Here is a 9,417-nt window from a genome sequence, read left to right on the forward strand (position 1 = left end):
CATGGCCGGCCGGATCGCATTCCTTCCCGACCACGGCGCCCAGGTGCTCGGTCCGCCCGAAAACTGGCGGCCGCGCGCGCTCAGCGTCCGCGAGAAGCTTGAGATCGTCGTGCGCCAAGGGGGCAAGGAGCCCAGCGGCGCGCGGCTCAACCCGCTCGACGGTGTTCAGTTCGATCACGATCCGGCGTTGCAGCGGCGGCGCTGGGACCCAGAAGCGCATGACACCATCCCGCCATCGTGCGCGCTCGACTACATCGTGGCGCTGAACAAGCCCACGCATGGCGTCAAAACACCGGTCGACCAACGCGAGATCGCGAAGACGAAGCGGCTCGAGGGACGGACCGGAAAGGGTAAGCCGAAACGGAAGATCCCGAGCCGGCCTTTCCCGAAGCTCCACAGGGGTTTTCGATGAGGCGCGCCAGCTACGCCGAGCTCGCCGTCACGCCTGGGATGGTCTTCATTGCGGACCGCTGCCGGCCGGACCTGCCGAGCGTGACCAACGATGCCGAGCGCGTCGTCGAGCAATGCCTGGCCGCCTATGGCGAGCGTCGCATCATCTATCGCGACAGCGGGGGTGAGTGGGGCGAGCTGCTGCACACGGGCATCCAGTTTCGGGGCTTCGCGCCCTACGCCGACCTGACGCCCGACGAGGAGGCAGCATGAGCGAGCATGATCCACGCAAGGCGGCATGCAAGGGCGCGGCCACCAGGTCGACCCGCTGCGGCATGGATCACATGGAAGAATGCCGGGCCTGCCACATGGAGGTGGACTGGGATCTCATGAACCACCCCTTCATCGGCTTCAAGGCGAGCTGCGGCTACATACCCTTTACCCCTGACCATAACGAGGAGACTTACCCATGCCTAACGAAGTAGCGCACCCCCCGAGGATTTCGGACCTCCAACTGCGCATCGCCCAGGCGCAGACGCAGGCGAAGATGGACTTGCTGGAGCGCGCCAACGAATCCCTGACGTCCCAGCTGACGACGATCTTCGACGGCATCGGCCGCAACGAGCAAGTCGAGCTGATCTATCCGAACGGCGAGGTGGTGCTGATCACCAAGGCGCGGCCTCGTAGAGGCGAAGGCGGCGAGTGATGCCGATCATCTCCGTGTATGTCGACGAGATGACCGCAGCTCGCATGAAGGCCATTTCCGCCGAGAAAGGCCGGTCGGTCGAGGACCTGGCGGAGTGCGCCGTCTCCGAAGCCGCGCTCAATTATTTCCGGCTTGCGCCGGCCGACTCGGATCCTGGTCGCGCCGACGGCGGCGCGAACATCATCACCACGCACGCCAACATCGCGGGCACCTGATGAGCACGTTCTTCCTGGCCGCCGGCTTCATCATCATGCTCAGCGCTTGCGGCCGGCGCGCCTACCTCGATTTCACCGGTCGATGGGTGCCGATCGAGGGATATGTCTTCGGCGCGATAGTCGGGTTCATCGGCGCGCTGCTGATCCTGATAGGCATTTTGCTGGCGGCGGCGCCCTGATGGAAACTCCAATTGGACATGTCCAAAAGCAAAAGAGCCCCGACGAGGCGCTGACGCAGCTCTATGAGCTGCTGGCGGCGAAGAACGCGCCAAAGCCGGGAAGCTTCACCAGCCTGAACGAGGATCAAAAGCGGGAATATTTCCGCCTCGCCCGGCGGCGTAGCCGGGCGAGGGTGCGCGCCGCCCCCTCGGTCGCTGCCACTGCAGCCAACATCAATCAGGCGCTCGCCGACGCGGCGCTGATGATCCTCGCCACCGATGCGCCCGGCGCCGACCAGGTTCGCAAGGTGCTCGCCACGATCTTCGAGCAGCGCCCGGGCGTGCCGATCTCGATCGAGACCAAAGCCAAGGGCGGGAAGCTCAAGACGAAACTCATCGCGAGAGCCAATGATGTCTGAGCGGATCTTGGCGGCGATGGAGACCGCGGAGCAAAAGGCATGGGACGCCCTCGCCCGCTACAAGTTCTACATGTTCGGCTACCACGCGGCGCATTGGGTCAATCTCAACCGCATTGGTGAATTCAAACGCGAAAACCCGTTTGGAGACTTAGTGAAGATGGCCCGTGGGTACCGACCCATGCCGATCACCGCGACTTCCTCGATCGAACTTCCATCCTCAATTGCCGAACAAGGATCGCTACTATGAGCGACATCCAAGAGTTAAAAAGAGACCAGCTCCTGGCGGAGATCGGTCCCGACGTCGTCACGGCCGAGATGCTGGCCGAGCGAGTCGGCATCTGCACCCCGCACCGTATATCGCTACGTGCGCCAATTGCGTGCGGCTGGCCACAAGATCCTTTCGGGGCCTGGCTTCGGCTACCTGAGACTCGAGCGCGCTCCGGAGGCACAGCCATGAGCCTAGCCGCCGGGCGAAACTGAGATGTTCTTCATCGACTGCTGGTCGGTCGGTCTCGACGATATCCCGCGAAAGCAGATCACCCCCGAGCGCATACTGACGATCCTCCAGCGGGAGGGCCGTTTCAGCAATTTCGAAGCCACCGCCAACCGAGCGATCACGGCGATCGTCAATAGCAACCTCGTCGAGACCTACAGGCCGGCGAGCCTCAAAGGGAGCGACGGGTACCCTTGGACCTATGTTCGTCTCACCGAAGCAGGCCTGCGCGTCATAGGGGCCGGCGCGCCACGACCTGATCACAAATAGGCTCAAGCATTCGTGATCCGCCTTTGTTGCGCGGTTCAAGTAAGGGATCGACCCGCAACTGGTGTCGAATAACCTCCATGAAATCTTACATCATCAACCTGGACCGCAGCCCGGGCAGAATGCAGCGCATGGCTGATCGTCTCAACTCCATCGGAGCAGCCTTTGAACGAGTGCCGGCGGTGGACGGGCGCCTGCTTAGCGACGCTGAGATTGCGGACGTCTACAAGCCCATAGCTGGCGTGGCCGCGATGACGCCGGAAGAGGTGGGCTGCTTCCTGAGCCATCGAAAATGCTGGGAGCGGATCGCGTCGGGTCCGGACGCTTACGGCTGCGTTTTCGAAGACGACATGTTGATATCCAAGCGGGCCGGTCTGTTCCTGGTCGAGGAGGCCAGCTGGGTTCCTCGCGACGCGGACCTGGTCAAGGTCGAGACAGTCGTCGGAAGGGTGTGGCTGGACCGCACCGTACTTGCGCTGCGCGACGGCTTCGAACTGGCGCGCTTGCGGAGCTTCTCTTTTGGGTCCGGCGGATACATTCTATCGAAAACTGCGGCCGAGCGCCTGTTGGCGATGACCAGGGTATTCTCGGATGCGGTCGACCATGTGAAGTTCAACCCCGCCTGCGGGATCGCCGGTAGTCTGAAATCCTATCAGATGATCCCGGCTCTGAGCGTTCAAACGCAGAGCTTCTATCCCAAGGGTTCCCCTTTGATCGAAGTGCCGGCGCTCGCCGTGCACAGCGATCCTCGCTTTCCCGGGAACTTGATGGAGAAGCCGTGGCTGCAGCGAAAGGTCTTGCAGGCGCTCCGTCGGCTGGGACACACGCTGCGCCGCCATTGGCGAACCGAGGTCATGTTTGCCGATCAAACAGGTGCTTTCTGCAGCAAGACCTAGGGAAAATTAGACCGCCTTTTTTGCTTGACATTATTGTAACCGAAATGGTTACACTGAGCACCGATTTGGTAGCAAAGAGAAGCAGCATGAGCAGTTTGCCAGCAATGATGGAAATCGATCTCCTCGAGACGCCGGCGCCAATCGGGCAAGCGCGCCCGTCACCAGGTCGACCCGAGGCGATCTGACCTCGACGACACAACCCCTACCACGGAGAGTAAGCATGGAAGACAAGAACTACATCGAGTTAACGGCCTCGATCGTCTCGGCCTATGTCGGAAACAACCCGGTGCAAGCCGCGCAATTGCCGGAGCTGATCGCATGCGTGAACGCCGCTGTGCGCAAGCTTGACGGCCCGGCGGTCGTCAACGCGACCGCACCGAAGGAGCCGGCCGTCCACCCCAAGAAGTCGATCCATCCCGATTTCATCATCTGCCTGGAAGACGGGTTGAAGTTCAAATCGCTCAAGCGGCACTTGATGACCGACCACGGTCTTACGCCCGCCGCTTACCGCGCGAAGTGGGGTCTGCCGGCGGATTACCCGATGGTGGCGCCGAACTATTCCGCCACGCGGTCGCGGCTGGCGAAGGCCTCTGGCCTCGGCCGGCATTCCAAGGTGCCGCCGATCCGCACCAAGACGCCCGCGCGCCGCGCCTTCCAGTAGGCGCGCCATGAAAGTCACCGCCGTCATTGAGCGACTTGCGAAGGGCGATTCCCTGCGCCTCGGCTTCTCCAGTGGCCAGAGGCGGTGGTGGTTCGAAGGACCTTACCAGGTCGTGCCAGAGCATATCTTCACGCGGCGGTGCACGACGGGGCTGTCGCCGTGATCGAGGCCGGCGACAGCCTGTTCGGCTTCAAGGGAAATTCGCAGACCTGGCTGGTCGAGGATGTTCCGATGCACGGTGACCCCTGGGCCAGCTACGACGCCTGGAAGCCGACACCGCCCGATTGGGTGATGCCCTTCCACACCCGTCGCTACGCCGACGAAACCCGTTGGCGCATGCACCGCGATCTCGGGCGACATTCGTTCTTCGACGGCGACGAGTCCGAATACGAATCTGCGAGGAATGGGACGAGCTGGCGCGCATCGATGCGCACGAGCGCGCGCCCGAGGAAGAAGATTTCGAGGAGATGACTGCCGCGACCGGGAAGAGCCATGAATGACCAGCCGCCCGAAGTGCTGACCATGTCGCAGACACCGGAATACTGGTCGTCGCGTTTTCGCGACAAAGGGTTGCGCATGTCCGCCAGGTCGTTGCGCGAGAAGGCGATCAAGACGGGCCTCTGCTACTGTGTCGACAGGCAGGTGCTGATCTCGCCGCGGCAGATCGATGAGTTGTTTTTGTGGAGTAAAGCGTCATGCCGCTCACGATCTACAAGCGCGGCCGGTTCTGGTGGCTCACCGGAAGGGTCCCAACCCGGCAAGGCGAGCAGCGCGTACACGAGAGCACTGGCGAAACTGACGAAGCCAAAGCGAACAAGGTCCGCCTGAATCGCGAGCTGCGTGCCCAGCAGGAAATCGATCTCGACCCAAAGGACTTCTTCACCTTCGCCCAAGCCGTCGAGGCCTATCTGCAAGCCGGCAAGAGCGAGAGCTACATCCAGAAGCTGCTCGAACATTTCGCCGACACCAGGATCTCGGACATGACCGGATCGGGCGTGCGTGCCGCCGCCAAGGTGCTGTACCCCGGTGCTGCTTACACGACATGGAACCGGCAGGTGATCATCCCCACCCGGGCCGTCATCAATCTCAGTGCCGATGACGGCAAATGTCGAGAAGTGGTGATCAAAGGGTTCAAGAAATCGGACAAGGACGTCCGCCGGCCGAGCACCCCGCCCAAGCGCGCGGTCGACCGTTCCTACATCGACACATTCCGGGAGCACAGCGACGACCCCCGAATCAGCGCCTTGATGCTATTCATCTACCAGACCGGCGCCCGTGTCTCGGAGGCGATCGCGCTTGAGGATGATTCGCCTGATGTCGACCTGGTGAACCGCAAGGTCATTTTCCGCGACACGAAGAATGGCGAGGACGGCGAGGCCGATCTAACGGTCGAGATGGTCTACGAGATCCAGGAACTCCGCCAGTGGAAGCGGGAACGCTTGGCCGCATGGGAGGTGCGCGTACCCTGGAAGAATAGGCGCTCAGCCCCACGCCACAACGGCCGGGCCGCTAAGAAGCCGAACACCCGCCTGTTCGGCTATATCCAGCGCGGTTCGGTCTACAAGGACATCAAGCGCATCTGCGAAAAGGCCGGCATCCCCTATCTTGGCACCCATCAACCCGGCCGTCACAGCTTCGCCACCGAGATGATCGTGCGCAACGGCGTCGACATCGCCACCACGGCAAACAAGGGCCGTTGGAAAACGAAAAAGCTCCTCCTCGAAAACTACACCCACGGCGAGGGCAAGGGCGTCATCGATAAGGTCTTCGGGAAGAAGAAGCCGCGCAAGGCGGCGAACGCTGGTGACAAAGCAACCAAAGTGGTTACGAGACCTTACACCAGCCGAAAACGGCCTGCCTGATAACAATCTGATTTTGCTAGAAAAAGGGCCGCGTTTCCATCTTGGTTGCGCCCTTACCAAGGGAGTGCTCTACCACTGAGCTACCGCAGCCTGCGATGGCGGCGCTTCTGCCATAACGAACCGGCAAGCGCAAGGCCAAGAAAACCTTAAAACGACGCATGCCTTCGTGCGAAATCGCTGCGCGGTTTTCCCGCGGCATGTGTCGAATGCCGCGGCTGTGGAAGCCGCTTGCGAGCAGGCTTCGATGACATGGCGGCGCCACAATGTTAACTATGCCTGAACCACAGCCGGCTATCCGCCGGCGAGGACCGGCGATGAACGACAAGCCAAATCCGCCGAAAAAACGCGACGGCGAGCGCAAGGACCGGCTGGCCGAGGCGCTGCGTGCCAACCTGCAGAAGCGCAAGGCGCAGGCCCGTTCGCGGCGGGATGGCAATCCTGATGATCGGCCGGAAGGATTGCCGACTGCTGGAAAAATGCACAAGGACTAACCGAAATCAGCCACACTGGCCGATCACACTCGGTCCACAGATGGGGAAATCCTATTTCTTGAACCGCACCGGCCGATAGTCTAGAGCCGGATATACTCAACCGATTGAAACCGGCCCGTCCGGGCCGAGGGGACGTTCTTTCATGGATCGCATCAGAATTGTCGGCGGCAATAAGCTTGCCGGAAGCATTCCGATTTCGGGCGCCAAGAACGCGGCGCTGCCGCTGATGATCGCCTCGCTGCTCACCGACGACACGCTGACGCTCGAAAACGTGCCGCATCTGGCCGATGTCGAGCAACTGATCCGCATCCTCGGCAATCACGGCGTCGACTATTCCGTCAACGGCCGGCGCGAGAAGCAGCAGGAGGGCTATTCGCGCACCATCAATTTCTCCGCCCGCAACATCGTGGACACCACCGCGCCCTACGAGCTGGTGTCCAAGATGCGCGCCTCCTTCTGGGTTATCGGCCCGCTGCTTGCCCGCATGGGTGAGGCCAAGGTGTCGCTGCCGGGCGGCTGCGCCATCGGCACGCGCCCGGTCGACCTCTTCCTCGAAGGCCTGCAGGCGCTGGACGCCGAGCTCGACGTCGACAACGGCTATGTCGTCGCCAAAACCAAGAACGGTCGTCTCCACGGCAACCGCTACGTGTTCCCGAAAGTGTCGGTCGGCGCCACCCATGTGCTGATGATGGCGGCCTCGCTCGCCAAGGGCGAGACGGTACTCGAAAACGCCGCCCGCGAGCCGGAGATCGTCAATCTCGCCGAATGCCTGATCGCCATGGGCGCCAAGATCCACGGCGCCGGCACCTCCACCATCACCATCGAGGGCGTCGAGGCGCTGTCGGGGGCGCGCGTGCGCGTCATTCCCGATCGCATCGAGACCGGAACCTATGCCATGGCGGTGGCGATGACCGGCGGCGACGTGGTGCTGGAAGGCGCGCGCCCCGACCTGTTGCAGAGCGCGCTCGACGTCATTGCCGAGACCGGCGCCGAGATCACGCCGACCAATGCCGGCATCCGCGTCAAGCGCAACGGCGCCGGCATCGCACCGGTGGATGTGACGACCGCGCCCTTCCCCGCCTTCCCGACCGACCTGCAGGCGCAGTTCATGGGCCTGATGACGATGGCGAAGGGCAAGTCGCGCATCACCGAGACGATCTTCGAGAACCGCTTCATGCATGTGCAGGAGCTTGCCCGCCTCGGCGCCCACATCACGCTGTCCGGCCAGACGGCGATCGTCGACGGCGTCGCCAAGCTGAAGGGCGCGCCGGTCATGGCGACCGACCTGCGCGCCTCGGTGTCGCTGGTCATCGCAGGGCTTGCCGCCGAAGGCGAAACCACCGTCAACCGGGTCTACCACCTCGACCGCGGTTTCGAGCGCCTGGAGGAGAAGCTTTCCGGCTGCGGCGCGGTGATCGAGCGGATTTCGGGCTGACAAAGCGCCTCGGTTGCGCAGAGCGGAAAGACCGCATAACAGAAGATTGACTAATCAACCTTCAGGTGCGCATTCCGCATGGCCCTCAAGCTCATCGCGCTCGACGACCAGGATCTGAGCATCATCTCGGCCCACGTCCAGGACGCCGTGATGAAGGTCTCCGACCTCGAATACCTGCCGGCGGCCAAACGTTTCGTGCTGACCATGAACCGCTTCGTCTGGGAGGCGAGGTCCGGCTTCTTCCGCCAGCACAATGAACGGCGCCAGTGCGTGCTGCATTTCGACCGCGTGCTCGGCGCCAAGACCAGCGGCATCGCCCGCGACAAGCCGGCGGAGATACTGTCGCTCTTGGCGGTCAGCTTCGTCGCATTCAGCAAGCCGGCCGGCATCATCGAGCTGGTTTTTTCCGGAGGCGGCACGATCATGCTCGACGTCGAGTGCATCGAGGCGCGGCTCGCCGATGTCGGCGGCTCCTGGGAAGCCACCTCGCGCCCGGTTCACAGGACCTGAGCACCGACGATGGCCATCACGCTTAGCCAAACCGACGCCGATTTCGAGCTGCGTTTTTCGGCATTCCTCACCACCAAGCGCGAAGTGTCGGCCGACGTCGAAGCGGTGGTGCGCGACATCGTCGCGCGCGTGCGCGCCGAAGGCGACAAGGCGCTCATCGACTACACGCTGAAATTCGACAAGGCCGATCTCAGCAGGCTCGGCATCGCCGTCTCCAGGGCCGACATCGAAAAGGCATACGCCGCGGCCGACCCAGCCACAGTCGAGGCGCTCGAATTCGCACGCGACCGCATCCGCTCCCATCACGAGCGGCAGAAGCCGAAGGACGACCGCTACACGGACGCCGCCGGCGTCGAGCTCGGCTCGCGCTGGACCGCGATCGATGCCGTGGGGCTCTATGTGCCCGGCGGCACAGCGAGCTATCCGAGCTCGGTGCTGATGAACGCCGTGCCGGCCAAGGTCGCCGGTGTCGAACGCATCGTGATCGTGGTGCCGGCCTCCGGCGGCGTGATCAATCCGCTGGTTCTGGTCGCGGCCGACCTTGCCGGCGTCTCCGAGATCTATCGCGTCGGCGGCGCGCAAGCCGTCGCCGCGCTCGCCTATGGCACCGAGACGATCCGGCCGGTCGCCAAGATCGTCGGGCCGGGCAATGCCTATGTCGCGGCAGCCAAGCGCCAGGTGTTCGGCAGCGTCGGCATCGACATGATCGCCGGGCCGTCGGAAGTGCTGGTCGTGGCAGATGCGGACAACGATCCGGACTGGATCGCCGCCGATCTGCTGGCGCAAGCCGAGCACGACGCGTCGGCGCAGTCGATCCTGATCACCGACAATGCCGCATTCGGCACGGCGGTGGAGCAGGCGGTCGAGCGCCAGTTGAAGAGCCTGCCGCGCGCCGCGACGGCCGCGGCAGGCTC

18 protein-coding genes are annotated in these 9,417 nt (G+C 63.1%); 17 read left to right on the top strand and 1 reads right to left on the bottom strand.

Annotated elements, in window-relative coordinates; all coding sequences use genetic code 11:
- Window position 1: 1 nt before the first annotated feature.
- The 12 genes from EOA79_RS03200 (at window position 2) to EOA79_RS03260 (ending at window position 4,676) form a co-directional block, all read left to right on the top strand.
- Entirely contained in the window at window positions 2-412 is a 411-nt protein-coding gene (locus EOA79_RS03200) for a hypothetical protein (protein WP_127334950.1), read from the top strand.
- Window positions 409-663 carry a hypothetical protein gene (locus tag EOA79_RS03205; protein WP_095825844.1) on the top strand — a complete coding sequence of 85 codons (255 nt, stop codon included), beginning with the start codon at window positions 409-411 and terminating at the stop codon, window positions 661-663. Before EOA79_RS03200 ends, EOA79_RS03205 begins: the two co-directional genes overlap by 4 nt.
- Window positions 660-875: a hypothetical protein gene (locus EOA79_RS03210; protein WP_127334951.1), complete on the top strand. Its 216-nt coding sequence runs from the start codon at window positions 660-662 to the stop codon at window positions 873-875. Before EOA79_RS03205 ends, EOA79_RS03210 begins: the two co-directional genes overlap by 4 nt.
- Window positions 860-1,096, top strand: a complete 237-nt coding sequence (locus EOA79_RS03215; RefSeq protein ID WP_127214617.1) for a hypothetical protein — start codon at window positions 860-862, stop codon at window positions 1,094-1,096. The genes EOA79_RS03210 and EOA79_RS03215 overlap by 16 nt, the downstream gene beginning before the upstream one ends.
- Window positions 1,096-1,311 carry a hypothetical protein gene (locus EOA79_RS03220; RefSeq protein ID WP_127334952.1) on the top strand — a complete coding sequence of 72 codons (216 nt, stop codon included), beginning with the start codon at window positions 1,096-1,098 and terminating at the stop codon, window positions 1,309-1,311. The genes EOA79_RS03215 and EOA79_RS03220 overlap by 1 nt, the downstream gene beginning before the upstream one ends.
- Window positions 1,311-1,490 (top strand): hypothetical protein, encoded by a 180-nt coding sequence (locus EOA79_RS03225; RefSeq protein WP_127214613.1) that lies wholly within the window; start codon window positions 1,311-1,313, stop codon window positions 1,488-1,490. Before EOA79_RS03220 ends, EOA79_RS03225 begins: the two co-directional genes overlap by 1 nt.
- A complete protein-coding gene (locus EOA79_RS03230; RefSeq protein WP_095825840.1) occupies window positions 1,490-1,888 on the top strand; it encodes a hypothetical protein in 399 nt (132 codons plus the stop codon). The genes EOA79_RS03225 and EOA79_RS03230 overlap by 1 nt, the downstream gene beginning before the upstream one ends.
- Window positions 1,878-2,135, top strand: a complete 258-nt coding sequence (locus tag EOA79_RS03235; protein WP_127334953.1) for a hypothetical protein — start codon at window positions 1,878-1,880, stop codon at window positions 2,133-2,135. Before EOA79_RS03230 ends, EOA79_RS03235 begins: the two co-directional genes overlap by 11 nt.
- Window positions 2,136-2,369: 234 nt before the next feature.
- Window positions 2,370-2,651, top strand: a complete 282-nt coding sequence (locus EOA79_RS03245; RefSeq protein WP_127334955.1) for a hypothetical protein — start codon at window positions 2,370-2,372, stop codon at window positions 2,649-2,651.
- 77 nt (window positions 2,652-2,728) lie between these two features.
- On the top strand, window positions 2,729-3,544 hold the full coding sequence (locus tag EOA79_RS03250) for a glycosyltransferase family 25 protein (protein ID WP_095825836.1): 816 nt from the start codon (window positions 2,729-2,731) through the stop codon (window positions 3,542-3,544).
- Window positions 3,545-3,764: 220 nt separating this feature from the next.
- Window positions 3,765-4,205, top strand: a complete 441-nt coding sequence (locus EOA79_RS03255; RefSeq protein WP_127334956.1) for a MucR family transcriptional regulator — start codon at window positions 3,765-3,767, stop codon at window positions 4,203-4,205.
- A 159-nt stretch (window positions 4,206-4,364) separates the two neighbouring features.
- On the top strand, window positions 4,365-4,676 hold the full coding sequence (locus tag EOA79_RS03260) for a hypothetical protein (protein ID WP_127334957.1): 312 nt from the start codon (window positions 4,365-4,367) through the stop codon (window positions 4,674-4,676).
- Between the two features lie 152 nt (window positions 4,677-4,828).
- Here the strand turns inward: EOA79_RS03260 and EOA79_RS32605 are convergent, their stop codons facing one another.
- Complete coding sequence (locus EOA79_RS32605) at window positions 4,829-5,161, bottom strand: hypothetical protein (RefSeq protein ID WP_164748195.1); 333 nt, start codon at window positions 5,159-5,161, stop codon at window positions 4,829-4,831.
- A 24-nt stretch (window positions 5,162-5,185) separates the two neighbouring features.
- Between EOA79_RS32605 and EOA79_RS03265 the strand changes: the two genes are divergently transcribed.
- The 5 genes from EOA79_RS03265 to hisD all read left to right on the top strand — a co-directional run.
- Entirely contained in the window at window positions 5,186-6,067 is an 882-nt protein-coding gene (locus tag EOA79_RS03265) for a tyrosine-type recombinase/integrase (RefSeq protein WP_164893814.1), read from the top strand.
- Between the two features lie 314 nt (window positions 6,068-6,381).
- Window positions 6,382-6,558, top strand: a complete 177-nt coding sequence (locus EOA79_RS32610; protein ID WP_095802509.1) for a hypothetical protein — start codon at window positions 6,382-6,384, stop codon at window positions 6,556-6,558.
- Window positions 6,559-6,700: 142 nt separating this feature from the next.
- Entirely contained in the window at window positions 6,701-7,993 is a 1,293-nt protein-coding gene (gene murA / locus EOA79_RS03270) for a UDP-N-acetylglucosamine 1-carboxyvinyltransferase (RefSeq protein WP_066993783.1), read from the top strand.
- A 78-nt stretch (window positions 7,994-8,071) separates the two neighbouring features.
- On the top strand, window positions 8,072-8,503 hold the full coding sequence (locus tag EOA79_RS03275) for a DUF2948 family protein (RefSeq protein ID WP_066993786.1): 432 nt from the start codon (window positions 8,072-8,074) through the stop codon (window positions 8,501-8,503).
- Between the two features lie 9 nt (window positions 8,504-8,512).
- Window positions 8,513-9,417, top strand: a 905-nt coding sequence (gene hisD / locus EOA79_RS03280) for a histidinol dehydrogenase (protein ID WP_128292862.1), incomplete at its 3' end; no start/stop codon positions are given.

The sequence above is a fragment of the Mesorhizobium sp. M1A.F.Ca.IN.020.03.2.1 genome, assembly GCF_004023205.1.
In the GTDB taxonomy this organism is placed as follows: domain Bacteria; phylum Pseudomonadota; class Alphaproteobacteria; order Rhizobiales; family Rhizobiaceae; genus Mesorhizobium.

Excerpts from the sequence above, each read along its gene's own strand:
- EOA79_RS03200 (WP_127334950.1), top strand. The coding sequence starts at position 2 with ATGGCCGGCCGGATCGCATTCCTTCCCGACCACGGCGCCCAGGTGCTC.
- EOA79_RS03205 (WP_095825844.1), top strand. The coding sequence starts at position 409 with ATGAGGCGCGCCAGCTACGCCGAGCTCGCCGTCACGCCTGGGATGGTC.
- EOA79_RS03210 (WP_127334951.1), top strand. The coding sequence starts at position 660 with ATGAGCGAGCATGATCCACGCAAGGCGGCATGCAAGGGCGCGGCCACC.
- EOA79_RS03215 (WP_127214617.1), top strand. The coding sequence starts at position 860 with ATGCCTAACGAAGTAGCGCACCCCCCGAGGATTTCGGACCTCCAACTG.
- EOA79_RS03220 (WP_127334952.1), top strand. The coding sequence starts at position 1,096 with ATGCCGATCATCTCCGTGTATGTCGACGAGATGACCGCAGCTCGCATG.
- EOA79_RS03225 (WP_127214613.1), top strand. The coding sequence starts at position 1,311 with ATGAGCACGTTCTTCCTGGCCGCCGGCTTCATCATCATGCTCAGCGCT.
- EOA79_RS03230 (WP_095825840.1), top strand. The coding sequence starts at position 1,490 with ATGGAAACTCCAATTGGACATGTCCAAAAGCAAAAGAGCCCCGACGAG.
- EOA79_RS03235 (WP_127334953.1), top strand. The coding sequence starts at position 1,878 with ATGATGTCTGAGCGGATCTTGGCGGCGATGGAGACCGCGGAGCAAAAG.
- EOA79_RS03245 (WP_127334955.1), top strand. The coding sequence starts at position 2,370 with ATGTTCTTCATCGACTGCTGGTCGGTCGGTCTCGACGATATCCCGCGA.
- EOA79_RS03250 (WP_095825836.1), top strand. The coding sequence starts at position 2,729 with ATGAAATCTTACATCATCAACCTGGACCGCAGCCCGGGCAGAATGCAG.
- EOA79_RS03255 (WP_127334956.1), top strand. The coding sequence starts at position 3,765 with ATGGAAGACAAGAACTACATCGAGTTAACGGCCTCGATCGTCTCGGCC.
- EOA79_RS32605 (WP_164748195.1), bottom strand. The coding sequence starts at position 5,161 with ATGTTCGAGCAGCTTCTGGATGTAGCTCTCGCTCTTGCCGGCTTGCAG.
- EOA79_RS03265 (WP_164893814.1), top strand. The coding sequence starts at position 5,186 with ATGACCGGATCGGGCGTGCGTGCCGCCGCCAAGGTGCTGTACCCCGGT.
- EOA79_RS32610 (WP_095802509.1), top strand. The coding sequence starts at position 6,382 with ATGAACGACAAGCCAAATCCGCCGAAAAAACGCGACGGCGAGCGCAAG.
- murA (WP_066993783.1), top strand. The coding sequence starts at position 6,701 with ATGGATCGCATCAGAATTGTCGGCGGCAATAAGCTTGCCGGAAGCATT.
- EOA79_RS03275 (WP_066993786.1), top strand. The coding sequence starts at position 8,072 with ATGGCCCTCAAGCTCATCGCGCTCGACGACCAGGATCTGAGCATCATC.